The organism is Vibrio sp. OPT18 (assembly GCF_015163615.1).
Classification (GTDB): Bacteria; Pseudomonadota; Gammaproteobacteria; order Enterobacterales; family Vibrionaceae; genus Vibrio; species Vibrio coralliirubri.
In genome coordinates, this window is sequence record NZ_JADDYK010000048.1 from 244119 (window position 1) to 268787 (window position 24669).

General features: G+C 45.5%; 22 protein-coding genes. 21 read left to right on the forward strand and 1 reads right to left on the reverse strand.

The window, feature by feature from the left end:
* Positions 1-40: 40 nt before the first annotated feature.
* The 18 genes from IQQ51_RS12025 to IQQ51_RS12110 all read left to right on the forward strand — a co-directional run bounded on the left by IQQ51_RS12025 (position 41) and on the right by IQQ51_RS12110 (position 21455).
* A complete protein-coding gene (locus tag IQQ51_RS12025) occupies positions 41-583 on the forward strand; it encodes a TRAP transporter small permease (protein ID WP_017111213.1) in 543 nt (180 codons plus the stop codon).
* A complete protein-coding gene (locus IQQ51_RS12030; protein ID WP_017111212.1) occupies positions 580-1923 on the forward strand; it encodes a TRAP transporter large permease in 1344 nt (447 codons plus the stop codon). The genes IQQ51_RS12025 and IQQ51_RS12030 overlap by 4 nt, the downstream gene beginning before the upstream one ends.
* A gap of 37 nt (positions 1924-1960) precedes the next feature.
* On the forward strand, positions 1961-3145 hold the full coding sequence (locus tag IQQ51_RS12035) for a M24 family metallopeptidase (protein WP_061037828.1): 1185 nt from the start codon (positions 1961-1963) through the stop codon (positions 3143-3145).
* Positions 3146-3353: 208 nt separating this feature from the next.
* Entirely contained in the window at positions 3354-5036 is a 1683-nt protein-coding gene (locus IQQ51_RS12040; RefSeq protein WP_050647627.1) for an LruC domain-containing protein, read from the forward strand.
* A 9-nt stretch (positions 5037-5045) separates the two neighbouring features.
* Positions 5046-5552 carry a hypothetical protein gene (locus IQQ51_RS12045; RefSeq protein WP_193841199.1) on the forward strand — a complete coding sequence of 169 codons (507 nt, stop codon included), beginning with the start codon at positions 5046-5048 and terminating at the stop codon, positions 5550-5552.
* Positions 5553-5981: 429 nt separating this feature from the next.
* A complete protein-coding gene (betI, locus tag IQQ51_RS12050) occupies positions 5982-6584 on the forward strand; it encodes a transcriptional regulator BetI (protein WP_048610022.1) in 603 nt (200 codons plus the stop codon).
* 93 nt (positions 6585-6677) lie between these two features.
* On the forward strand, positions 6678-8138 hold the full coding sequence (betB, locus tag IQQ51_RS12055; protein ID WP_193841200.1) for a betaine-aldehyde dehydrogenase: 1461 nt from the start codon (positions 6678-6680) through the stop codon (positions 8136-8138).
* 72 nt (positions 8139-8210) lie between these two features.
* Complete coding sequence (betA, locus tag IQQ51_RS12060; protein ID WP_193841201.1) at positions 8211-9923, forward strand: choline dehydrogenase; 1713 nt, start codon at positions 8211-8213, stop codon at positions 9921-9923.
* Positions 9924-10042: 119 nt separating this feature from the next.
* Positions 10043-11014 carry a choline ABC transporter substrate-binding protein gene (locus IQQ51_RS12065; RefSeq protein WP_193841202.1) on the forward strand — a complete coding sequence of 324 codons (972 nt, stop codon included), beginning with the start codon at positions 10043-10045 and terminating at the stop codon, positions 11012-11014.
* A gap of 95 nt (positions 11015-11109) precedes the next feature.
* Entirely contained in the window at positions 11110-11952 is an 843-nt protein-coding gene (gene choW / locus IQQ51_RS12070) for a choline ABC transporter permease subunit (RefSeq protein ID WP_019824535.1), read from the forward strand.
* Between the two features lie 2 nt (positions 11953-11954).
* A complete protein-coding gene (gene choV, locus IQQ51_RS12075; RefSeq protein ID WP_193841203.1) occupies positions 11955-13166 on the forward strand; it encodes a choline ABC transporter ATP-binding protein in 1212 nt (403 codons plus the stop codon).
* A 362-nt stretch (positions 13167-13528) separates the two neighbouring features.
* Positions 13529-14011 carry a MarR family winged helix-turn-helix transcriptional regulator gene (locus IQQ51_RS12080; RefSeq protein WP_017061075.1) on the forward strand — a complete coding sequence of 161 codons (483 nt, stop codon included), beginning with the start codon at positions 13529-13531 and terminating at the stop codon, positions 14009-14011.
* 276 nt (positions 14012-14287) lie between these two features.
* Positions 14288-15703 (forward strand): coniferyl aldehyde dehydrogenase, encoded by a 1416-nt coding sequence (locus IQQ51_RS12085; protein WP_193841204.1) that lies wholly within the window; start codon positions 14288-14290, stop codon positions 15701-15703.
* Positions 15704-15775: 72 nt separating this feature from the next.
* Entirely contained in the window at positions 15776-16219 is a 444-nt protein-coding gene (locus IQQ51_RS12090) for a hypothetical protein (protein WP_017070129.1), read from the forward strand.
* Between the two features lie 215 nt (positions 16220-16434).
* The gene (locus tag IQQ51_RS12095) at positions 16435-17640 is read left to right on the forward strand and encodes an iron-containing alcohol dehydrogenase (protein ID WP_193841205.1); all 1206 of its coding nucleotides are present in this window, start codon (positions 16435-16437) and stop codon (positions 17638-17640) included.
* A 194-nt stretch (positions 17641-17834) separates the two neighbouring features.
* On the forward strand, positions 17835-18266 hold the full coding sequence (locus tag IQQ51_RS12100) for a tetratricopeptide repeat protein (protein ID WP_048610008.1): 432 nt from the start codon (positions 17835-17837) through the stop codon (positions 18264-18266).
* 76 nt (positions 18267-18342) lie between these two features.
* Positions 18343-20088: an arylsulfatase gene (locus tag IQQ51_RS12105; RefSeq protein ID WP_193841206.1), complete on the forward strand. Its 1746-nt coding sequence runs from the start codon at positions 18343-18345 to the stop codon at positions 20086-20088.
* A gap of 119 nt (positions 20089-20207) precedes the next feature.
* On the forward strand, positions 20208-21455 hold the full coding sequence (locus IQQ51_RS12110; RefSeq protein WP_193841207.1) for an anaerobic sulfatase maturase: 1248 nt from the start codon (positions 20208-20210) through the stop codon (positions 21453-21455).
* Positions 21456-21554: 99 nt separating this feature from the next.
* Here IQQ51_RS12110 and IQQ51_RS12115 read toward each other — a convergent pair whose 3' ends face one another.
* Entirely contained in the window at positions 21555-22145 is a 591-nt protein-coding gene (locus IQQ51_RS12115) for a TetR/AcrR family transcriptional regulator (protein ID WP_050712294.1), read from the reverse strand.
* Positions 22146-22464: 319 nt separating this feature from the next.
* On the opposite strand from IQQ51_RS12115, the gene IQQ51_RS12120 reads away from it, so the two are divergent.
* The 3 genes from IQQ51_RS12120 to IQQ51_RS12130 all read left to right on the forward strand — a co-directional run bounded on the left by IQQ51_RS12120 (position 22465) and on the right by IQQ51_RS12130 (position 24667).
* Complete coding sequence (locus IQQ51_RS12120; protein ID WP_193841208.1) at positions 22465-23121, forward strand: Qnr family pentapeptide repeat protein; 657 nt, start codon at positions 22465-22467, stop codon at positions 23119-23121.
* 119 nt (positions 23122-23240) lie between these two features.
* Complete coding sequence (locus IQQ51_RS12125; RefSeq protein WP_048610289.1) at positions 23241-23672, forward strand: GNAT family N-acetyltransferase; 432 nt, start codon at positions 23241-23243, stop codon at positions 23670-23672.
* A gap of 551 nt (positions 23673-24223) precedes the next feature.
* Positions 24224-24667, forward strand: a complete 444-nt coding sequence (locus IQQ51_RS12130) for a PTS sugar transporter subunit IIA (RefSeq protein ID WP_019824525.1) — start codon at positions 24224-24226, stop codon at positions 24665-24667.
* The last annotated feature ends 2 nt before the right edge of the window (positions 24668-24669 follow it).

The window sequence follows — 24669 nt, forward strand, 5'->3', positions numbered from 1 at the left end:
GGACCCCTGTCACTGAACGAAGTATGGAGCACTGCCTGTTATGAAAGAACTGCTACATAAGATAAGCGTCGCGACAGAAAAGCTAGAACGCTTTTTAATCATGACCGCCATTCTCGCGATGATGATCAATTCCACGGCCAATGCGATTGGTCGCTATGCCTTTAACAAAAGCCTGTTTTTCTCAGAAGAACTCAATCAGTTTTTGATCGTCTCAGTCACCTTTATCGGTTTCGCTTATGCGGTGCGCCAAGGTCGAAACATTCGCATGACCGCAGTCTACGATTCATTGAGCACTAAAGCTCAGAAAGTTCTCACAACCATCATTGCGTTATTAACTGCAATGCTGATGTTTTATCTCACCTACCACGCGTTCTTTTACGTTAAAGAGCTGAAAGACATCAATCGGTTAAGTCCAGCCTTACAGTTCCCTGTGTATTGGGTATACGCGATCATTCCAATTGGCTTTTTCATTGCCGGATTGCAATACAGCATGAGTTTTTTGATGAACTTACTGCACAAAGAGATCTACGTGTCATTTGACGTGATTGAAAACAGAAACACAAAAGTAGGTGAGTTCGAATGAGCGATGTTGCACAGTTTTTCTCGGACATTATTGCCGGCGAATTAGATATTTATGTCATCACATTTACTCTTGTTTCTGTGATGGTGATTTTGCTGTTTTTGAGCTTCCCGATGATTGTACCGTTAGCGGTTGGAGCTTTAATTGGCTTGATTCATTTCTCTCAGGTAGAGCCGGGAGTACTGATTCAGCAGATGGTCACGGGCATTTCGCCGAACGCATTGATTGCGGTACCCATGTTTATCTTAGCAGCCGATATCATGACGCGCGGCCACACAGCCTATAACTTACTTGGCCTGATTCAAGCGTTTGTCGGACATCTGCGTGGTGGCTTGCCGATTACGACGTGTATCAGCTGTACTTTATTTGGTTCTGTTTCCGGTTCGACCCAAGCGACCGTGGTGTCGGTTGGCCAAATCATGCGTCCGAAGTTGCTGCAAGCAGGCTACAAAGACAGCTTTGTGATGGCACTGATCATCAATGCCAGTGACATCGCGTTTCTTATCCCTCCGAGCATCGGCTTGATTCTTTACGGCACCTTAGCCAACGCCAGTGTGGGTGAATTATTCATTGCCGGTATTGGCCCAGGTTTAGTGCTCGCGAGCCTGTTCTCGTTATACAGCTATGCCTACAGCGTAAAACACAGCGACACCATCACTTTGGTTGAAAAAGCCAACACCGCAGAACGCATTGAAGCGATCAAGAAAGCGATTCTTCCTCTTGGTTTCCCTGCTTTGATTATCGGTGGTATCTATTCGGGCATTGTCACGCCAACCGAAGCGGCTTCATTCGCAGTGCTGTATGCGATTATCGTTGAGTGCATTTTCTATCGCAAACTTGGCGTGAAAGACATCTGCGATGCGGCGTTAAATACTGGCTTGATTACGGCGGTTGTCTTTGTGCTGGTGGGTGTTGGTCAGGCGTTCTCTTGGTACATCTCGTTTGAACAAATCCCTCAAGAGTTGTTGGCTCCTCTCAATCTAGAAGATGCTTCTCCCGAGTTCATCCTGTTTGTTATCGCACTGACTTTCTTTGTCGGTTGCATGTTCGTGGATTCATTGGTGGTGCTGCTTATCTTGACGCCAATCTTCATGCCGATTGTTGATGCAGCAGGCATCGACCCAATCTTGGTCGGAGTGATGGTAACGCTACAAATGGCGATTGGGTCGGCAACGCCGCCATTCGGTTGTGACATCTTTACCGCAATTGCGATTTTCGAGCGTCCTTATATGGAAGTCATCCGCGGAACATTGCCGTTTTTCCTTATCTTGATCTTGATGTCTGCTTTGTTGATTTTCTTCCCAAGCATCGCTCTGTTACCAAGAGACATTTTATTCAATTAATCCGTCGAGTTACCCTTATTTAATCAAGGATAGAGATATGAGTATATTGCCGTTAACACCTCCGCAGAGAGGGTTTGAATCAGCAGAACTAGAGCAACGTACTGTCGAGTTGCAACAACGTCTTCGCGCGCAAAACATCGATGCTGCGTTTTTCACGACCGAGCCTGAATTCCGCTATTTCAGTGGCTTCAAATCGCAGTTCTGGGAAAGCCCAACTCGACCTTGGTTTTTGGTGGTGCCAGCGGTTGGTAAGCCGATCGCTGTTGTACCAGAGATCGGTGTGGCTGGTTTTGACGAGACATGGATTGAAGATGTGCGCAGTTGGCCGTCACCAAGGCCAGAAGATGACGGTATCTCTTTGTTAGCTTCTACGCTATCTGAAGTCTCCAAGGGTTTTCGCCGAATCGGCTCGATGATTGGCCCGGAAACACATCTGCGTATGCCTGCCACTAACTATGCGTTGTTACAGCAGAAGCTGAGCCAACACAGTGTGGTTGATGTATCGCTGATGGTTCGCGATATGCGTAGTGTTAAATCTCAAGCGGAGATCGATAAAGTACGCTTCGCTTGCCAAGTCACGGCTGCGGGCTTTGAGTACCTTCGTCATCATCTCGCGATAGGGATGACAGAACGACAGGCGTGTAAAGCCATGCATTTGGAGATGCTGCGTTTGGGTGCCGATGCGTGTCCTTACTTGATCTCGGCATCCGGCCAAGGTGGCTATGACAACATCATCATGGGGCCAACGGATCGTGTGCTCTCTGAAGGGGATGTTTTGATCATCGACACGGGCGCTAACTTTGATGGTTACTTCAGCGACTTTGACCGGAACTATGCGTTTGGGCATGCGCAGACAGATACAATAGCGGCTTATGACGCGGTATATCAGTCGACAGAAGCGGGGCTGGCGATTGCAGAGCCGGGACGCACCACTGGAGACGTGTGGCAAGCTATGTGGTCGGTGCTCGAAAAGAACGGTGCACTTGGGAACGATGTGGGGCGAATGGGGCACGGCTTGGGCATGCAGCTAACCGAGTGGCCATCACATGTGCCTAACGGTGATGTGATTTTAAAACCCGGTATGGTGTTAACCCTTGAGCCGGGCATGGCATTTGCGAAAAACCGCATGATGGTGCATGAGGAAAACATCGTCATCACAGAGTCTGGCTGCGAGATGTTGCACCAAAGAGCATGGCAATCTATGCCGATTATTACTCAATAATCGGGTACTCGTCGCTTTCTAGTTACATCCCCCACTCAAATAAAGGTCGCGAATAAATCTGCGGCCTTTTTCAAATCAACTTCATTCTCAAAATGAGAATTTTCAACTAGATAATCATAACCTTCTGTTAAATATAGTTTTATTTTTCGGCACTATACTTGCTCCATTCCTCTTTACACGTTTATGGCTAGCTGAAAGAGGGAACATAATGAGAAATTGGAATTCAGTCATACTGCCCAGTTGTTTAATGCCGTGTTTTGCGATGGCGCTGACAACTGCGGATCTTACCTTTGAATCTGGAGCAGATGCGTCAAACTATTCAGCAAAAGGTAAGCCAAACAATACCTACTCGATCGCCGATTCACTCCCACAAGATGTCCTAACTAATGTCTATTCGATGCTCCCTGAAGGCAGTACGGTCAATAGTGCGTTTATTGCGCCCGAGCGTTATTCGAGCATTGATATTGACGACGAGTTGAATGGTGCGGAGTACGCAACGGCGAAAATCACGTTCTTGAATGAAGGGGCGGGTTATCGAAATTCTCTCGGTTACTTTGTGTTTGATACCAACAACCCACCGGCGACCAAAGACGACATTAATGCGCATGTGATTGTGTTTCCCAATACGTCCGTTGCTAGTGTTGGTGAGATGCAGGAAGGCGACACGATTGATTTAAGTGTCCAACTTACCGCTGGCCAAACATTGGCTTTTTTCATTATCTCTAATGGTTGGGGGTGGGAGGGTTCTTATAACAACATCCCGTGGCTTGGCGGTTGGGGAACACCTTTTTACAGCTATCCATCGCTCAACCCAGAGGCGACCGCTGAATATCGAAGACACAATGTTGCTTTCCTCGATACAGAAAATGAGTTCCTAGTACTTGGCTTTGAGGATATTTATCGCCCTACCGGAGACAACGACTTTAATGATTTGATCTTCACTGTAGAAGTGACGCCATTTGCGGCTGTTGATGGGGTCAATGAAGATGGCACGACAGATTCCAAATACGAAGTGCTTGTGCAAGAGAATAATGAGGATGTGACAGTGACGTCGGTCTACCCAAGCTCGAACAGCTACGCAACGATCGCATTTGAAGATAATTGGCCCTTAAAAGGGGATTATGATTTCAATGATGTGGTGTGGCGTTACCGAGTGACAGAGCAACTCAATGGACAGCGAGAACTTAAAAACTTAACCATAGATTACACACTTCAGGCGATGGGGGCTGGCTACTCCAATGGCTATGCCTTGAAACTGCCGAACGTTCTGCCTGCTAACGTGGCATCAACAACGTTGACTCGAAATGGCGTTGCCGTTGGCCATACCATTCTCAAAGAGGGGAGCAGCGAAACGATTCTGATGGTGTCTGAAGATCTGAGAGTGGAGCTAGAAAACCTAGGTGAACTCACCGAAAGCTGCGTCTTCTACCGAACACAAAGCGCATGCTCTGAACAGCAAAATGCTGATGCTCTCAACTATCAATTGTACGTCGAGTTTACGTCTCCCGTATCGCGTGATGATATCGGCTATCCACCTTATGACTCATTCATTTTTGCGGCTGAAGATATGTACCACGGTGATTTTGTTGGCACTCCTCCAGGTATGACATGGCAAACTCACCTCAAAGCGTTTTCTGGCACCAGTGACATGAATAATGCCTTGTTCAATAGTCACGATGACCGTTCTTCGGGTTCTGAATCGTTTAAGACTAGCAACAACATGCCTTGGGTGATTAACATCCGTGACGAATGGGACCACCCTGTTGAGTACATAGACATCAGTGAAGCTTATACGTCGTTCCCTACATGGGTAACCAGTAGCGGTGAGACAGATGGTGAGTGGTACAAGGCATCGACCACTAATAAAGTTATTTCAGCGACGGACGAGTAGGAGAACACCATGAATTATACAATCAAACTATTCACTATCAGTTCTCTGCCTTTGTTAGTCGCTGCTTGTGGTGGAGGAGGAGGAGGCGGAAGCACAAGTGCTGCGCCAGCTCAGACACCATCGGCCACGCCAACACCGGTTCAGACGCCCGCTTCTCCTGCTCAGCCAGCCGTTGCAGCGATAACCGACACTTCGGAAATTGTTGCACAAGCAGGGTTTTCGTTTGATGTCGGTGAGAAGATCAGTTTGTCGATGGACTACACGGGAACGACGGCAGGGGCTCTTCATTTGTACTCTGAGTCAGCATTTGTCATGAGTAACGGTGATGTTGTCGCTGACCCTTTGTCGAGAATCACCACGGTGTACCCAACTCAAATCGATGTGGTGGAACTAGAGGTGAATGGGAACTGGGATCAAATCTACGCTCGTTGGGTACCGATGAGCAGCAGTGAACAAGAGCAAAGTTGGGTAATTTCACTGGATCAATCGAGCAATAGTTACCACTTGGCTTTTTAGTTGAACCAACCACATTTTATTATCTCAATATTGGCGATAAAAATGAGAGCACCGAACTTATTTGTGGTGCTCTCTTTGTATCTGATTTTCATTTTTACTCTTCATCAATCGCATCATCGACTTTCCCTACCAATATACAAATAACGATGCCTATTCGCTGTGTCTCGTCCTATTTCGGCACAGAAGATAAGCGGTTGAAGTTTGTTCAGAACAAGCAAAAACATTTGACCAATAACTATCACACCTCAAATCTTTAATTGTTTTCGTTAGTGCTCTAAATGATATTTAATCTATTGTTTTATAACGGATTTTGTCGATTTGAATGCTGTGTTGTTACGAGTTTGTTTTAAATAATCATTTGAACCCTAACTAAATTTCTGTCATTTTATATTTAACTGAACGTTCAATATAAAATAAAAGGACTGAGAAATGCCGAAGGTTGGGATGCCTGATATACGTAAACCACAGCTTGTTCAAGCCACCATGACGGTGATTGATCGAGTGGGTTTGCATGCCGCGAGTATTGCGTTGATCAGCAAAGAAGCGGGAGTCTCCACTGGCATTATTAATCACTATTTTGGCGGGAAGCATGGGCTGCTCGAAGAGACCATGCGTGAAATCCTTCGCCAACTTTCTAATACCATCACCACGTCACTAAAAGCGCTTCCTGTTGATGCTCACCAACAGAGAATTAACGCGATCATCGATGGTAACTTCGAGGGTTACCAGGCAGAAAATAAGGTCGCGAAGGCGTGGTTGGCATTTTGGTCATATTCAATGCATGACGAGCAGCTGAAAAGACTGCAGCGTGTGAATGAAAAACGTTTGATTTCACACTTACGTCTTGAGTTGAAAGGTATTTTGAATCATGAACAAGCGGATCTCGTTGCTCACGGGATTGCGTCTCTGATTGATGGTTTGTGGCTGAGAGGCACACTAAACCCAGATGGTATCGATGCTCAAAAGGCGCGTGCCATCATCAATGATTATCTAGATAAACAACTTACGTTCTACTCGTGCAGTACCAAATAGAACGCAGTGTTAGGACTAGAACAGCACTAGAACGACCAATACTCACATATAGACCAGTAGAGTCTAATAACAATAATTAAGTCAGAATCTCAAATGGAAATGAACTCGTTATACATTGATGGCGCAGCGGTTAAAGCAACCTCTGGTGAAACCTTTGATAGCATTAACCCTGCAAACGGCGAACCTATCGCGACGTTAGGCCAAGCATCTTCAGCGGATGTCGACAGTGCTATTGAATCTGCGAAGCGCGGATTTGCGGTATGGTCAGCAATGACCGCTGTGGAACGCAGCCGCATTCTTTTGAAAGCAGTGGAAATACTTAGAGCTCGAAATAATGACCTTGCAAACCTTGAGGTTGTTGATACGGGCAAGCCGCTGCAAGAAGCGATTGAAGTGGATGTGGCGTCTGGCGCTGATGTTATTGAATACTTTGCTGGCTTGGCACCAACGCTACAAGGCGACCAACAACCGCTGAGTGAATCTCAATTTTTCTACACTCGCCGCGAGCCGCTAGGCATCTGTGCGGGCATTGGTGCGTGGAACTACCCTATCCAAATCGCGATGTGGAAATCGGCTCCGGCACTCGCTGCGGGTAACGCGATGATTTTCAAGCCTTCAGAAGAAACGCCGCTAACGGCGCTCAAGCTTGCTGAGATATTTACCGAAGCTGGTCTTCCTGATGGCGTGTTCAACGTGGTTCAGGGCGATTACCGTGTTGGTCAGATGCTAACGGCGCACCCAGATATCGCGAAAGTATCGTTCACGGGCGAAACCGGTACCGGTAAAGCGGTAATGGCAGACAGCGCTAAGACGCTGAAATCAGTCACCATGGAACTTGGCGGCAAGTCACCGATGATCGTGTTTGATGATGCGAAATTGGATGATGCAGTGTCAGCTTCGATGGTCGCAAACTTCTACACTCAAGGCGAAGTGTGTACTAACGGTACTCGTGTTTATGTACATGAAAACATCTACAACGCATTCATCGACCAACTTAAGACTCGCACTGAGAAGCTGATCATTGGTAACCCAATGGATATGGAGACTCAGATCGGCGCGTTGATTTCTAAAGAACACCTTTCAAAAGTCCTTGAAGCAATTGAGCTAGCTAAACAGTCGGGCGCAACCCTGCTGACGGGCGGCTATCAAGTGACAGACAACGGCCTCGAAAATGGTAATTTTGTTATCCCAACCGTGTTTGTGGATTGCGAAGACAACATGCCTCACGTTCAACAAGAGATCTTTGGCCCTGTGATGTCAGTGTTGAAGTTTACCGACGAAGACGATGTGATTCGCCGCGCTAACGACACCAAATATGGCCTTGCGGCTGGCGTGTTCACGCAAAACCTTTCTCGTGCTCACCGCGTGATCCATCAAATGCAGGCAGGTATTTGTTGGGTGAACACGTGGGGCGACTCACCAGCAGAAATGCCGGTTGGTGGTTACAAGCTTTCGGGTATTGGCCGTGAAAATGGACCAGAAACTCTACTTCACTATACGCAGACTAAGAGCATTCTTATTGAACTTGGCGACTACGCCAGCCCTTATGCCTAACGCGTAACACTCAATTTTATGGGTTAGCTTAACAGAGCTAGCCCTACTGACTCATCTCAGGGAAATCAAAACATGGAACAACGCTACGATTATATTATCGTCGGCGCGGGTTCGGCCGGCTGTGTGTTAGCGGATAGGCTAACGGAAAGCGGTGAACATAGCGTTTTATTACTGGAAGCTGGTGGAACGGATAAGAGTATTTTTATCCAGATGCCAACCGCGCTTTCTTACCCAATGAATACTGAAAAGTACGCTTGGCAATTTGAAACAGAGCAAGAACCGGGCCTTGATGGACGCGAACTGCACTGCCCACGTGGCAAAGTGTTAGGCGGCAGCTCATCAATTAACGGCATGGTTTATGTTCGTGGCCACGCGTGTGATTTTGACCAATGGGAAGAAGAGGGCGCAGCGGGTTGGAACTACCAAGCATGCTTACCTTACTTCCGCCGTGCTGAATCATGGAACAAAGGCGGTGATGAATACCGTGGTGACAATGGCCCTGTCGGCACTTGTAACGGTAACGATATGGAGCTCAACCCGCTTTACCAAGCGTTTATCGATGCAGGTAAAGACGCAGGTTACCCAGAAACCAACGATTACAACGGCTACCAGCAAGAAGGCTTCGGCACTATGCATATGACGGTAGATAAGGGTGTTAGAGCCTCAACCTCTAACGCTTATCTACGTCGAGCATTGAATCGTTCAAACCTAACCTTAAAGAAAGGCATCGTGGCGCGTCGTTTCCTACTTGAAGCACAAGACTCAAATGGTCAATCGGGCTTGAAAGCGGTTGGTGTCGAGTTTGAAAAGTCAGGCAATACCCAAGTGGCGGTAGCGAACAAAGAGGTGATCTCTTCTGCGGGTTCTATTGGTTCTGTTCAACTGCTTCAGCTTTCTGGTATCGGCCCGAAAGCCGTGCTTGAAAAGGCGGGTGTTGAGCTGAAACACGAACTCAGTGGCGTCGGTGAAAACCTTCAAGATCACTTAGAAGTGTACTTCCAATATCACTGTAACGAACCCATCACGCTCAACAGCAAGCTTGGCTTGGTAAGCAAGGGCATGATTGGTGCCGAGTGGATTCTGACTCGTAAGGGTCTTGGTGCCACTAACCACTTTGAATCGTGCGCGTTCATTCGCTCTCGTAAAGGATTGAAGTGGCCAAATATTCAATATCACTTCCTACCAGCAGCAATGCGTTACGACGGACAAGCGGCCTTTGATGGTCACGGTTTCCAAGTACACGTAGGGCCTAACAAGCCAGAGAGTCGCGGTACGGTTGCGATCACCTCTGCTGATCCGCATGCCAAGCCAGAGATCATTTTCAACTACATCTCAACCGAACAAGACCGCCAAGATTGGCGCGATTGTATTCGCTTAACCCGTGAGATTTTGTCGCAACCTGCGATGGATGTTTACCGTGGTGAAGAGATTCAGCCGGGTCTAAGCATTACCTCCGATGAAGCAATTGACGAATGGGTTAAGCAGAATGTTGAAAGTGCTTATCACCCTTCTTGTGGCTGCAAAATGGGCGCTGATAACGACCCAATGGCGGTGCTTGATGAAGAGTGTCGCGTTCGCGGTATCGACAGCTTACGTGTTGTTGATTCGTCGGTTTTCCCAGTTATTCCAAACGGCAACCTGAACGCCCCGACCATTATGGTGGCTGAGCGTGCTTCCGATTTGATTTTGGGTAAGCCAATGCTCAAAGAGCAGGACGTTCCAGTGTGGATTGCACCTGAATGGCAAGAGAAGCAAAGAATCAATAAACCAGTAAGAGAAGCGTAAGCCTCTGTTATTGAGATAAAAATAATAAAAAGTAACAACCAAAATTAGTCAAAAGTCAGCAAAACTGCCCTGATTAGTATGAGTTAGGGCAGAAAAAGGAAAGATAAAAAGGAATCATTATGACGACTCAACATAAACAAACCGCTACAAAAAAGGTATTAGCAACATTAGCCATCAGTTCATTTGCATTTGGTGCTAACGCTTCTATTGAACCGCAGCAATGTGAAAACGTTCGCTTCGCTGATGTAGGCTGGACTGACATTACCGCAACAACCGCCGTTACTTCTGAACTATTAAAAGGCCTTGGTTACAAAACCAAAACCGACCTACTTTCAGTACCGGTGACTTACTCTTCAATGGCGAACGGCGATATTGACGTATTCCTAGGCAACTGGATGCCAACCATGGAAGGTGATATTGCTAAGTATCGCGAAGAGGGTACTGTTGAAACCGTTCGTGCCAACCTTGAAGGCGCGAAATACACACTAGCTGTACCAAAATACGTGTACGACTCTGGCGTGAAAAGCTTCGCCGACCTAGCAAAACATGCCGACAAATTTAAAGACCGCATCTACGGCATCGAGCCGGGTAACGACGGTAACCGCCTAATCCAATCAATGATTGATTCTGACGCGTTTGGCTTGAAAGATTTCAGCCTAGTGGAATCAAGCGAAGCGGGCATGGTGTCTCAAGTGTCACGCGCAGCACGCCGTAGCCAATGGATTGTTTACCTTGGTTGGGCTCCGCACCCGATGAACAGCAATGTTGAGATGGAATACCTTTCAGGCGGTGACGACTTCTTCGGCCCTAACTACGGTGGCGCGAATGTTTACACCAACGTTCGTTCAAACTACCTGTCTGAGTGTGTAAACGTCGGTCAACTTCTACAAAACCTAGAATTCACTCTAGAGATGGAAAACCAGTTGATGGAAGAGATTCTTAACCAAAAAGTGAAGCCAGAAAAAGCGGCTCAACAATGGTTGAACAACAACCCTCAACAAGTTGAAGCTTGGTTAGACAACGTAAAAACGCATAAAGGTGAATCAGCGACCCAAGCCGTTACTGAATACCTAAAGCAAGTTAAAGCTTAGTTCTACCTATCTCAACAGCTACATAAATAATAAAGGTGGGCTGACCAATTTATCGATTGGTTTGAAGTAGCCCACCCATAATAAAAGGCAATATTGTGAATTTTATTACGGAAAACAAAATCCCTGTCGGACAGTGGATGGAAGCGGGTGTTGATTGGCTAACAATCAATGCAGCAGGATTCTTTGACGCTATTTCGATTTTTCTAGAAACCGTCATTATGTTTTTAGTCGACGTATTTAAGTGGATGCCGCCTGCACTGCCAATCGTGATTACTGCTGCGATTGCATGGTACTTACACCGTAAACCTTCGCTAGTGATCTTTGTGGTCGCGGCACTGCTGACTATTCTTAACCTCGGCTACTGGCAAGAAATGCTGGAAACCTTTGTTCTCGTCTTTGCGGCGACAACGATTTCCGTATTAATTGGCGTACCGGTTGGCATCATGGCTGCTCACCGTCCTTGGCTCTATACGATGTTGCGCCCAATTCTCGATTTAATGCAGACCGTTCCAACTTTCGTTTATCTGATTCCAACTCTGGTTCTATTCGGCTTGGGCATCGTTCCTGGCTTAATCTCGACCATTATTTTCGCGATAGCTGCGCCGATTCGTTTGACTTATTTAGGGGTAACGAAAGTCCCTGAAGAGTTGATTGAAGCGGGGAAAGCCTTTGGTGCAAGTCGCATGAAGTTGCTATTGAAAGTAGAACTGCCAGCGGCTCTGCCAAGCATCATGGCGGGTGTCACCCAATGTATTATGTTGTCGCTTTCGATGGTGGTTATCGCCGCTCTTGTTGGTGCTGACGGGCTTGGTAAACCTGTTGTTCGTGCATTGAACACAGTGAACATCTCACAAGGTTTTGAAGCCGGGTTAGCGATTGTTTTAGTCGCAATCATCCTTGACCGCTTGTGCAAAACACCAAACCAGAAGGAAGCTTAATCATGTCTATCTCTCAGGAACAAAAGGCAATGGACGCGATTACCATTAAAAACCTTGATGTTGTGTTTGGTAACAAAGCCAATCAAGCGCTTGAGCTACTCGATCAAGGTAAAACTCGCCAAGAGATCATCGATGAAACAGGTCAAGTTGTCGGCGTAGACAATGTGTCGCTGACCGTTGAAGAGGGCGAGATCTGTGTATTGATGGGTTTGTCTGGTTCTGGTAAATCATCTTTGCTTCGCGCAGTTAACGGTTTGAATGAGATCAGCCGTGGTTCACTAACAATCAAAGATGGTGACCAACAAGTCGATTTAGCACAGTGTGATGAAGCGACTCTGCGTCATCTTCGTACTCACCGTGTATCAATGGTTTTCCAAAAGTTTGCTTTGATGCCATGGCTTAACGTATTAGACAACGTGGCGTTTGGTCTTGAAATGCAGGGTGTAGCAAAAGATGTTCGTCGTGCAAAAGCGCGTGAGCAATTGGAAATGGTCGGCCTAGCCGAATGGGAAACCAAATTCCCGCATGAGCTTTCTGGCGGCATGCAGCAACGTGTTGGTTTGGCACGTGCGTTTGCAATGGATACTGACATTCTATTGATGGATGAACCGTTTTCGGCGCTTGACCCACTGATTCGTGCTCAACTGCAAGATGAACTGATCACGCTGCAAAACAAACTCAACAAAACGATTCTGTTCGTGAGTCACGACCTAGATGAAGCACTGAAGATTGGTAACAACATCGCGATCATGGAGTCAGGCAAACTGATTCAACACGGTAAGCCTGAAGAGATCGTATTGACGCCAAAAACAGAATACGTAAAAGACTTCGTGGCTCACACCAATCCATTGAATGTGCTTAAAGGTCGTTCTTTGATGCAGCCTCTTGATTCACTGACGCAAGAGAATGAAAGCTGGAAGATCTGCGATTCTAAAGATCTCTGGATTGAACAGAATGAAGGTGCTTTATCTGTGAAAGGTGAATCTGCTTTGGCGCTTGTCGAGTGGAGCGAGTCTGACGACCTAACCGCGATCAGCGAGTCGAGTGTGGTTGTGGCAAGCCCGGAAATTGGCATGCGTGATGCGATTAAACTGAAACAGCTAAGTAATCACCCGATTTTGCTGGTGGAAGACAATCAACTGGTCGGTATTCTGGATAACAGCGAGTTTTACAACGCACTAACGGGTAATTTTCAGATGAATACAGCCGCGTAAAATTTCGTTTTCCAGCTTGGCGATTAGGGCTGGTTTTTTATTAGGTGGAGAGGGTTAAGTCTCTCTACCTCCATGATTATTAAAATATATTATTGTTTGAACTTGTATTCTCTGACTCACTATTTTTACTTTCATTGAAGCTTTCATTTCCCCTTCAATAAGTAAAAGTGCCGTACCACGCAAGTTTAGTGGTATAGAAAAGATTGAGAATAGTATGAACATCAGTACAATGCGGAAAAATCAATGAAGTAATTTATCAATTTACAGTGTAATTCGAGCTCACCTGACGTAAATAATCAGGACATATCATCGCTTCGACGCTGTAAAACCATTCACAGTATATTAGTACAAAGGTCTGCATCTTGGACAAACATGACGAAATCCTGGTCGCTATTCGCCAAATTATTCGCGCTATCGATTTACATTCGAAAAAGCTGAGTAAAGAGTATGGTTTGACTGGCCCTCAATTAATCTTAATGAGAGCAATCCAAGAAATGGGTAATGTGACGATCAAAGAATTGTCTAATCACACCAATGTAAGCCAAGCCACCACAACCACGATCATCGATCGCTTGGAACTGAATGGCTATGTACAACGCGTTCGCAGCTCGTCAGATCGCCGCAAAGTACACGCAAATCTGACTGAAAAAGGTCAAGAGTTGCTAAACAATGCGCCACCACCGCTGCAAGATAACTTCGTTAAAAAATTCCAAAACCTAGAGCCGTGGGAGCAAAGCTTACTGCTTTCTTCAATGCAGCGAGTATCATCAATGATGAACGCAGAAGACATCGACGCCGCTCCAGTACTTCAACTTGAAGGCATTGCAAACGTAGCCAAGAGCTAACGTCAGTTTTAAATTGTTCATTTAAAACAAAAACTTAAATTATTATCAAATGGTCGCACTAAGCGGCCATTTTTGATCCTGCCATTTAAAATTCTCTATTTGCCTTGCGTGTTAGCTACGCCTTCTTATTTTAAATCCCCCTGACTTTTTGCCCCGTTTGTAGCCGCCTCATTGGATTGTAATCAAAACTCCATTGACGATTCTCTGACAATAAAATACTAGACCGACCGGTCTGTTGTGTATTATTGTGTGTTCATCTTAACCACGAGGTGATGTATGAAACACGAATTGACGCCAACACAAATGACCATGACGTTGAACAGCATGCAGGGAGCTTTTGCACAGAAACCGATGCCAGCGATATCGGAGAGAATTGAGCAGCTGCTCGCACTTAAATCTGCGCTAATCGATTACACAGATCGTTTGTGTGTAGCCGTGAGTGAGGACTATGGTCACCGCAGCCGACAAGACACTTTGATGGCTGACATATTGCCTTGTATCGGAAATATTGATCACAGCATTGAGTGTTTGCCTCATTGGTCGACATCTTCGATTCGTCATTCCGGTCCATTACTTTCAACCTCTCGTGTGGAGGTGGTTTATCAACCTAAAGGCGTTGTAGGGATTATTGCCCCGTGGAACTTCCCGATCATGTTATCCGTCGGCCCACTTATTTCGGCGCTGGCTGCAGGCAATCGCGCCATGATCAAGATGAGCGAATTTACCCCAGCGACGAACCAAGTATTAACAGCGCTATTGGCGGAAGTATTCCATGCCGATGAGGTGTGCTTGGTTGAAGGTGAGGTAGAAATCGCAGCCGCATTTTCGGCGTTGCCGTTTGATCATCTTCTGTTTACGGGTTCAACCCAAGTGGGTCGCCAAGTGATGAAGTCAGCGGCTGATACGCTAACCCCAGTCACGCTAGAGCTGGGTGGAAAGTCGCCGGTTATCGTGGCAGAAGACATGCCGATTGATATTGCGGTAGAGCGAATCATTTATGGCAAGAGCCTAAACAACGGCCAAGTCTGTGTCGCTCCAGATTATGTGCTACTCCCTGAAGATAAGCTCGAAGCCTTCATTCTGGAGTACAAAAAACAATACCAACAGCTGTTTGATGAAGGGATCTACTCTGAGAGTTTAACCTCGCTCATTAACCCTCGCCAATGTGATCGTATTGCTGGTTTATTGAATGAAGAGCAGGAAGCAGGGACACGAATCGTCGCTTGCCATGATGAAGCGATGGACCTAGATACTCATCGCTTGGTGACACATTTGATCGTTGAACCAAGCCTGTCATCCAAGGTGATGAACGAAGAAATTTTCGGCCCATTATTGCCCTTGATTACGTATCGCAATGTCGAAGAGGCGTTCCAAGTCATCAATAGCAAACCAAGGCCGTTAGCACTCTACCTGATGAGCTTTGATTTGAGCTTACAGGCTCAGGTTAAGCACCAAGTTCACTCCGGTGGCATGTGCATCAATGACTGTGTGTTCCATTTAGCGGTTGATGACGCGCCGTTTGGTGGCATTGGTGAATCAGGTCAGGGCAACTATCACGGTAAAGAAGGTTTCCTGACTTTCTCCCACGCCAAAACAGTTTTGGAAACGGGGTTAGATCATCGAGTTAAGCATCTGTTTTCAAAAGAAGACAACGAATTAAAAACCGCAGTGATGGGCATGCTTGGCCAGTAAATCACTGTTGGTATGACATTGTTTATTTTTCAAAAAGTTATTTTCACGAAATTATTTTAAGAGGTTACTTTTATGTTGGAACGTTTTTTTGAACGTACGATCAAATCGTATTTGATGATTACAGGTTTCTTAACAGCGACGGCTTTTTCCACTTTCCTAGCGCCAGACTGGAGTATGCAGACGCTGTTCTCGTACAACGATACCATGATGGAAAACAAAGAGTATTTGCTCGGTACTTATCAACACTGGGGTGTGATGGTTGGCTGTATTGGTGTGTTGTTGATGTTCTCGGCGAAGTACAAATCGTTGCGAACCTCGACCATGATTTACAGCGCATTTGAGAAGTCGATGTTTGTTGGTATCTTCTTATACAACGTGTGTATCAACGATTATGAGTGGTTCTATGGCTGGAGCGGCGTGTTTGCGCTCGATGGATTTGTGACCGTTTATTCTTTGGTTTATCTGTACTACTACCTCACTAGAGATAAGAGCAAGGTCCCAGCTCACCTTCGTTAATCGTTAACCGTTTGTGAGTTGCTCAGGGTGAGTCAATGACACCTCCTTAATGATCAATAGCTTACTTATGACAATAGCCCGCATTTGCGGGCTTTTTCATTTTGGGGCAATGATCCATAAAGATCTTAATTGACATATCTTTGACATTTACACTCTAGACCGACCGGTTTGTTTTGGTTATTGTTTAGTCATCAACTAGAAATGAGGTAAACACCATGACAACCAATAATTTTAACTTTCAACTTAAAACCATTGTTCATGCTCAAGAGAACGGCATTGAAAATATCCCTTCTCTGTTTGGTCGCTTAGGTGCGCAAAGAGTCGTGCTCTTTTCTGATAAAGGTTTGGAGTCTCTTGGCTTTGTTGAGCAGTTCTCGGCGTTGTTTGTAAACCAGAATGGGAATCAGGAAGCGAACCAACAAGCGGTTCAGCTTGTTGGCGTGTACACCAATATCGCGCCAGACGCGACTTGCGACAACATCAACGCAGCCATTGAGTTTGCAAACAGCGTCAATGCTGATGCGATCTTGTCTGTTGGCGGCGGCAGCGTGATTGATGCTTCTAAAGGTGTGAAATACGCATTTCATAAGAAGATAGATGACATTCGCACCGTAATTGCAGGTGGTGGTCATATGGATGTGTGGCCAAACAATGAAGATATTCGAGTGCCCCACATTGCGGTTCCGACAACGGCTGGTACGGGCGCAGAAGCTTCTCCTATTGCTGTTTTTTACAACGAACATGAAAACATTAAGGCAAGCCTAGTTGCATCGGGATTGGAAGCCGATATCGCGATTCTTGATCCAACGGTGACCACTAAGCTGCCAGCTCACCTGACTCGTTCTACCGCGATGGATGCACTAACACACGCTGTTGAAGCAATTGTCTCGCCAATGAGTAATGCATTCACCGACGCTTACGGCATTCAGGCGGCAAAACTGATTGTTGAAAACTTACCCTTGGCACTTAAAGAGCCAGAAAACCTAACAGCGCGCGGCAATCTTCTTCAAGCAAGTACCATGGCGATCTCTGCTTTCTATTCGTCTTTGGGCGGTATTCCGATTCACAACTGTGCTCACGCTTTTGGTGCGATTAGCCACATTCCACATGGCGATGCCAACACGGTACTGATGCCGGTTGTGATTGAAGCGCTGCCGGAATTCTATATGCCGAATGCGGCGAAGTTAGCTCAAGCATTTTCTGTCGACACGACGGGAACCGATGAGATGGTTTATCAGAGAGTGTTGGATTTCTTAAACAACTTCCAAACCAGTGTCGGTGCGATGAAGCGTTTCAGCAGCTGGGACTTTGATGAGCAAGAGAAGAGCAACATTGCAGAAGCGATTGAAAAAGACATCTGTTTTCAGTTCTACCCAATCTCGAAACAGACGATTGAAACCATCATTGAGAAAGCAATTTAAGTCTCTGTCTTAATCGGCTGAATCTTATGACCATTTAGTTCAGTTCCTGATTCACTCACAACTATTACTCGAGAGCCAATTATGAAAATTGAAAACGTATTGCTATCAAGCTTGTGCATCATCGCGCCATTCCTGCTTTTCACCTAATTCATTCGACAGGGACGTTGTGACCTTTATTCCCGAGGAGGAAATAAATGATCAATAAACGTTTAACTACCGTGATTCTGACTGGTGTTTTGGCTGCTCTGTTTTTTGCCAAAGCAAGCGTTGGAAGCGAAAGCTCTAAGAACGCAGCCACCATGGATCAATCGCAGAAGCATCAAGATGTCGTGCAATTGTTGGATGAGGCTTACCAAGGGCAATTGGATGCCCAGCTCTCTGTCGCTTACTTATATCTGAGCGGAGAGGGCGTAGAACAGAATGATGAAAAAGCCGCGGAGTGGTTCGTTACCGCAGCCAATAACGGTAGCCCTGAAGCTCAAACGCAGCTTGGGTTGATGTATATCTCTGGAAGTGGCGTTCAAGCCAGCCAAGCGGAAGCTGTCACCTGGATCGGCATGGCAGCAGCTCAAGAGTATGACCCTGCGCTCGACTTATTACATTGGATGTCGCAAGCCGCGCACTAATTCAAATCCTAACTCAGGTTAATCACAGAAAGGTTAACCACAGAAAAAGTTAATCACAGAAATTGGAGAACGTCTTATGCAGACATTCAAGAAATCTTTAGTGTTCACTGCAATGGCCGCGGCAAGCAGTGCTGCTCTTGCGACTGAATCAGAAAAACCGAATATTGTTGTTATTGTTGGCGATGATGTGGGTTTTGCCGATACACAGCCTTATGGCTCTGAAGCGGATACCCCAAACCTAATGGCGCTGGCTGAAGAGGGGGTTAAGTTTACTAACTTTCACGCGTCACCAACTTCATCGGTAACGCGCTCTATGATGCTAACCGGAGCAAACAGCCACGAGGTTGGGCTAGGCACCTTCGACTATGCCGTCTATCCGGGCGCGATTGGTAAGCCGGGTTATGAAGGTTACCTCACCAAGAAAGGTGTTACGGTCGCCACGCTGCTTGAAGAGAGCGGCTATAACACTTACCTCTCTGGTAAATGGCATTTGGGACACGAAGATGGATTTTTACCGGATGATCGCGGTTTTGGTGAGAGTTACGGTATTTTAGCGGGCGGTTCGAATCACTTTAACCGAGATATGATGTTCCCAGCCAAAAACGCTGCGACAGCGGATGCGCTGCAAAAAGGCGATATTCCAGGTGTTGAAGTTGAGCCAACTTACCGCAACGGTGAAGTGGTTGAGGATAAATACAAAGGCGAATACTCAGACCAAGTTTACACCAACGAGATCATCAAGATGATCGACAGCAAAAAAGACGACGGTAAGCCTTTCTTCGCTTACGTCCCATTCACCGGTATTCACCTGCCACTGCAAGCGCCTGAGTCTGCTTATCAAGATAAAGTCGATTACTACGTTGAACATGGTTGGGACTCGGTTCGAGAAGATCGTTTCGAACGCATGAAAGAGATGGGCGTGATTCCTAAAGAGGCGGAGATTTCAGGACGTAATTCATTAAGCCGCCCTTGGGACTCACTCTCTGAGAAAGAACAAAAGTGGTACGGCAAGAAAATGGCTGTGGCGATGGGCATGATGGAAATGCAGGACCAACAAGTCGGTCAGATAGTCGATTATCTGAAAGAAATCGGGGAATACGATAATACTTACATCATGTATCTAGCGGATAACGGCCCAGAAGCGGCGGATATTACCGGTGAAAACATCAGTGACCTGATCCGAACGTGGACCGCTCATCACTTCGATAATTCGACCGAAAACTTAGGTAAGGCGAGCTCCAGTGTGTCACTTGGTCCTGAATGGGCAAGCGCTTCAACCGGCGGCCTATCTTGGTACAAAGCTTACACAGCAGAGGGCGGTATCCGTGTGCCGTTTATTGTTAAGCCAGCCAAAGCGCTTTTAGAAGGTGAAGATGCGTTGCAACCGGGAACTCAAACAGACGACTTATCCCAAGTGAAAGACATTGCAGCCACGATTCTTGAAATTGCAGAGGTAGAGCATCCAGGAACGGAATATCAAGGTCGAGAAGTGGCGCCGATGAGTGGTGTGAGCTTGTTGCCTTACTTCAAAGGTGAAACGGCAGAGGTGCACAGTACCGATAATGCGATTCCATTTGAATTGTTTGGTAGCGGGATTTTGCTAAAAGGTGATTACAAGATCATTCGAATCTCTACCGGTATGGGCGGTGACAGCGAGTGGCACTTATACAACACCAAGAAAGACCCAGCCGAGCAACATGACTTGAGAAATCAAATGCCAGATCTGTTCCTTAAAATGGTCGCTGAATATCAAGAGTACGAAAAAGCGCAAAACATCGTCCCGGTTGACGAAGCGTGGAACCCGTTTGAAAACGTGAAATAGAGGAAATGAACCACTCGGCCAGCCTAATGCCATCAAGCTTGGTTGGCCGGTGAACACCGTGTAAAGGAATTACGAATTGTTTTAGCTAATACAATAACTTTTACATCGAGGCACTCTTCATGACGACACTATCGCTATCAAATTTGAGTTCAATTCCGCAGTTCAATGGTAAAGCACACAGCAAGCTTCAAGCGCTAGCAAAACCGATTGGGGCGGTGTGTAATATCAGTTGCACCTACTGTTATTACCTAGAGAAACAGCAGCTGCTTGAATACCCAAAAGGCTCTCAATATACGATGGATGAAGTCCTGTTAGAGCGTTATATCAAACAGTACATAGAGGGGCAGAACACGCCTGAAATCATTTTTTCTTGGCATGGTGGAGAGCCTACCTTGTTGGGGATTGAGTACTTTCAAAAGGTCGTCGAGCTGCAGAAAAAATATTGTCCTAGCTACAGTAAGATCAGCAATGACCTTCAAACCAACGGCACTTTATTGAATGATGCGTGGTGCGAGTTCTTCAAAAAGAATGACTTTATCATTGGTGTGAGCATTGATGGCCCAGAGCACTTACATAATCACTACCGAACCAACCGTGCAGGCAAAGGAACCTTTTCTCAAACAATGCGTGGTATTCGCTACTTGAAGCAACATAACGTCGAGTTCGCGACCCTAAGCTGCGTGAATGATGTGACAGGAAAGTATCCATTAGAGGTCTATCGCTTTCTACGCGATGAAGTGGGTTCGAAGCAGTTGCAGTTTATTCCTGTGGTCGATAAGCGCGAAGCTCACACCAACAATAAATGGTTGAGCAACCAACAAGCGATCATTCCCGTATCAGGCGAGGTTGAAGCTTGGAGTGTCGATTCTGTGCAATGGGGAGAGTTCCTCAATACCGTTTTTGACGAGTGGTTTGAGCACGATTTTGGTCGGGTATTAGTGCCGTACTTTGAAAATTTTGTCGGAGTGTGGATGGGCAGAGAAAGCACCATGTGTACCTTGAGTGAGATCTGCGGCAAAGGGTTAGCGGTTGAGCCCAATGGCGATGTGTATTCATGTGACCATTATGTCTTTCCTGAATTTCAGTTGGGTAATATTCAGGCACAAGCACTTTCAACTTTAGCCTTCTCGCCAAAGCAGCAGAGTTTTGGGTTCGCCAAACAGAAGTCTCTGCCGAAACAATGCCAAGCCTGTGAGTTTAAATTTGCATGTCATGGCGAATGCCCCAAAAACCGTATCATCACAAGCCGAGATGGTGAGGCGGGGTTAAATTATCTCTGTGAAGGTTGGCTGAGCTTCTTCAAGCATATCGACCCAATTATTAAGGGCTTACTCAAAGCCAATAATATTGCGTCTCGTCTGGGGTAATGGAGTAGGCGTGAATGGATTCAATCAAGATTTAAAGTTAGATAAAAGGCTCGCTAAATTGTGCGAGCCTTTTGGTATTTGGTATTTGGTAACGGGCACCTAGTCAGCTGATTCTTGTGCTGGGCTCATGGCAAGAATGGTTTCATCCATGGCATTGTTTAGAATCGAACGGTTACGCTGCATAGCGGCCATGAGCGTTGAGCCAAGCCATAAACCATAAAGCGTTCGAGATAGCGATTCTGGCTCTGCGATAGTGAAATCACCTTCGGCATTACCTTCTTCAAACAGCTTCGCCATACGCAGGATGATCTTTTCTGCACCTTCTGCCATGGTCGATTGCAACGGGTTAGCAGACCCAGATACTTCTCCCGCCAGTTTTACGACAAGACATTGGATATTGAAGTCTTCAGTCAGTTTCGATGCACACCAAAACTCGAAATAGGCTTTAACGCGATCACGACGAGAAAGCGACTCATCACTTAAAAAGTCATCCAGCTTAGCGAGATGCTCATCAAAGTAGTTAGTAAGCAGGATCTCACCAAAATGTTCTTTGGATTTAAAGTAGTGGTAAAAAGAACCCTTCGTGCCTTCCGCTTGGTTGATGATTTTCATCAGGCCAACACCAGCAAACCCGTGTTCATTAATAAGGCTAAACCCTGCATCGAGCATAGCTTGTCGCATGTCTTTCATTGTTCTTACTCTTTATGCTGAGAATGAGGAATAGTGTAACCAGCAACATACCAACCGTCCAGTCTAGCGCGTTAGGACGCGGTCAATAATTGGCTCGTTTCGTCAAATTGATTTTTCTCTTGCTTACACTTCTAAGCGACAAAACTTTTTTCAAGATAAGCGCATGCTATAAAACGAAAATAACAACCTTAAAGAGCTTGTTTGGTGCCTTAAAATGACCAAATTGGGGTGTTTTAAGTTGCTGTTTTTGTTGGTTTTTAATTTGATGTTTTCTTCAGGTCGCAATGGTAGTCTTAGCGTAATTTCTTTAGGGGGCTAAATGGACACTAATAACAGCACTTACAATCACCACAGTTTTGCTCAGCAAAATTTATCAGAGCTTACATTTACAGCCTGCACGTTTATCCGTTGTGATTTCAGACGTTCGAACTTACGTGACGCAACGTTTATTAACTGTAAGTTTATTGAACAAGGCGATATTGAGGGATGCCACTTTGATGTTGCCGACTTACGAGATGCAAGCTTCCAGAATTGCCAGCTGGCGATGGCGAATTTTAGTAATGCGAATTGCTATGGGATTGAGCTACGTGAATGCGACTTGAAAGGGGCTAACTTCACTCGTGCTAACTTTGCCAATCAGGTAAGCAATAGAATGTATTTTTGCTCTGCGTATATTACGGGCTGTAATCTGTCATACGCCAATTTTGAACAAGCTTGTTTAGAGAAGTGTGAGCTGTTTGAGAACCGTTGGATAGGCACTTACCTTGGCGGCGCGTCACTGAAAGAGTCTGATCTCAGCCGAGGTGTGTTCTCGGAAGACGTATGGGGTCAATTCAGTATGCAAGGTGCTAATTTATGCCATGCTGAATTAGAAGGGTTAGATCCTCGCAAGGTAGATACATCGGGGATTAAAATCGTCGCGTGGCAGCAAGAGCAACTGCTTGAAAGCATGGGTATTGTGGTCATGCCCGATTAATAGAGGCAGTGAGGTAGAGTGAGTCGATAGTGAACGCTGTTGTTTTGTATTATTAATGCCTGTTACACTATAGCTTCGCGGCTGCACATGTTTATATTCAGTTTAATCTAGAGAAAATTATGACTATAGAAAATGTGCTTCCTGAAGATTATGCAGAAATGCTTAAGGTTTGGGAGAATTCAGTCCGAGCAACTCATGACTTTATTACAGAAGAAGATATTGAGTTTTTTAAACCTATCATCATGGAATATGCGTTCCCTGCAGTCTCTTTGAAATGCGTTAAAAATGAAAGTGGTTCGATTGTTGGTTTCGTGGGTGTCCATGATGCAAAAGTTGAGATGCTTTTCGTTTTAAATGAAGTTCGAGGGCAAGGCGTAGGCACGGTGTTATTGCAACATGCGATTGAGCAGTTAGCAGCCACCAAAGTTGACGTTAATGAGCAAAACCCACAAGCGGTAGGTTTCTATCAGCACATGGGGTTCAAAATTGAATCACGCTCCCCACTTGATGACATGGGAAAACCATTTCCAATTCTGCATATGACGCTGTAAGCCTCGGTTGTCGTATCACTCGGTTGTAATCAACCACAGTCGCTAGAAGAAAAGCCCAAAGCTAATAACTTTGGGCTTTTCCGTATTTGGAGTTTCGTCTGACTTTTTATGCAGGTCGTTTTCATGTCGTGAGGCTGGATGAGTGAGTTAGCAGTTTGTTATGTCGTAAAATTTCAGTTGAATGGTGTTTAGATTTCATACGCGATCTTGGTCACTGATTTTGGCGTGTTACATTCCCTGTTTTACGAATATAAACATAACCATTATCACAATTAATTTATGGTCAACCGTCTAATTTGAACTCATATCTCATTTTGTTGTTTTAAATTAATTTTAGTTATTGAGTCCACTGTCAAACTTAAACTATTGACTTGTTTTTAATTATAAATTTGTTATTTAATTACAGGTTGAAATTGAGGGGTAACGCAGAAATATTCGATTGACAGTTATTTGTAGGTGACTAAAGTCACGTTTCTTTGCCATTTCTCGATTCGACAACTTCCATTGATAATAATCCCAACAACAACGAACAAGAATAACTGGGATATATTATGCTTTATGACCTTATTGACCACGACCTAATTGATGTCATTAACCACTCTGAATATAAGTGGGAAGATGCAGTTAAAGAAACGACTCGTTATTTGCAAGACAAAGGTTACGTTACCGATAACTACGCAGACGCGATCATTCAGTCAACGCATGATAATGGACCTTATTATGTTCTTTGTCCAGGCATTGCTATGCCTCATGCCCGTCCAGAAGCAGGTGTACTAAAGACTGGGTTGGGTATCCATGTTTTTTCAACCCCAGTTGATTTCGGTTCAGAAATGGGCCCAGCGAATGTCTTATTAACATTAGCTGCAAAGGATTCAGATACACACATCGAGGTTATTCAAGCACTTAGTGAAATGTTAGTTGATGAAGAAAACATTGCCAAGCTGGCGGCTTCATCTTCAAAAGCTGACGTACTTGAAATTATTAAAAGCTACTAAGA

What these genes read in the sequence shown, in the direction of transcription:
- IQQ51_RS12025 (WP_017111213.1), top strand. Translation starts at nt 41, where the DNA reads ATGAAAGAACTGCTACATAAGATAAGCGTCGCGACAGAAAAGCTAGAA.
- IQQ51_RS12030 (WP_017111212.1), top strand. Translation starts at nt 580, where the DNA reads ATGAGCGATGTTGCACAGTTTTTCTCGGACATTATTGCCGGCGAATTA.
- IQQ51_RS12035 (WP_061037828.1), top strand. Translation starts at nt 1,961, where the DNA reads ATGAGTATATTGCCGTTAACACCTCCGCAGAGAGGGTTTGAATCAGCA.
- IQQ51_RS12040 (WP_050647627.1), top strand. Translation starts at nt 3,354, where the DNA reads ATGAGAAATTGGAATTCAGTCATACTGCCCAGTTGTTTAATGCCGTGT.
- IQQ51_RS12045 (WP_193841199.1), top strand. Translation starts at nt 5,046, where the DNA reads ATGAATTATACAATCAAACTATTCACTATCAGTTCTCTGCCTTTGTTA.
- betI (WP_048610022.1), top strand. Translation starts at nt 5,982, where the DNA reads ATGCCGAAGGTTGGGATGCCTGATATACGTAAACCACAGCTTGTTCAA.
- betB (WP_193841200.1), top strand. Translation starts at nt 6,678, where the DNA reads ATGGAAATGAACTCGTTATACATTGATGGCGCAGCGGTTAAAGCAACC.
- betA (WP_193841201.1), top strand. Translation starts at nt 8,211, where the DNA reads ATGGAACAACGCTACGATTATATTATCGTCGGCGCGGGTTCGGCCGGC.
- IQQ51_RS12065 (WP_193841202.1), top strand. Translation starts at nt 10,043, where the DNA reads ATGACGACTCAACATAAACAAACCGCTACAAAAAAGGTATTAGCAACA.
- choV (WP_193841203.1), top strand. Translation starts at nt 11,955, where the DNA reads ATGTCTATCTCTCAGGAACAAAAGGCAATGGACGCGATTACCATTAAA.
- IQQ51_RS12085 (WP_193841204.1), top strand. Translation starts at nt 14,288, where the DNA reads ATGAAACACGAATTGACGCCAACACAAATGACCATGACGTTGAACAGC.
- IQQ51_RS12090 (WP_017070129.1), top strand. Translation starts at nt 15,776, where the DNA reads ATGTTGGAACGTTTTTTTGAACGTACGATCAAATCGTATTTGATGATT.
- IQQ51_RS12095 (WP_193841205.1), top strand. Translation starts at nt 16,435, where the DNA reads ATGACAACCAATAATTTTAACTTTCAACTTAAAACCATTGTTCATGCT.
- IQQ51_RS12100 (WP_048610008.1), top strand. Translation starts at nt 17,835, where the DNA reads ATGATCAATAAACGTTTAACTACCGTGATTCTGACTGGTGTTTTGGCT.
- IQQ51_RS12105 (WP_193841206.1), top strand. Translation starts at nt 18,343, where the DNA reads ATGCAGACATTCAAGAAATCTTTAGTGTTCACTGCAATGGCCGCGGCA.
- IQQ51_RS12110 (WP_193841207.1), top strand. Translation starts at nt 20,208, where the DNA reads ATGACGACACTATCGCTATCAAATTTGAGTTCAATTCCGCAGTTCAAT.
- IQQ51_RS12115 (WP_050712294.1), bottom strand. Translation starts at nt 22,145, where the DNA reads ATGAAAGACATGCGACAAGCTATGCTCGATGCAGGGTTTAGCCTTATT.
- IQQ51_RS12120 (WP_193841208.1), top strand. Translation starts at nt 22,465, where the DNA reads ATGGACACTAATAACAGCACTTACAATCACCACAGTTTTGCTCAGCAA.
- IQQ51_RS12125 (WP_048610289.1), top strand. Translation starts at nt 23,241, where the DNA reads ATGACTATAGAAAATGTGCTTCCTGAAGATTATGCAGAAATGCTTAAG.
- IQQ51_RS12130 (WP_019824525.1), top strand. Translation starts at nt 24,224, where the DNA reads ATGCTTTATGACCTTATTGACCACGACCTAATTGATGTCATTAACCAC.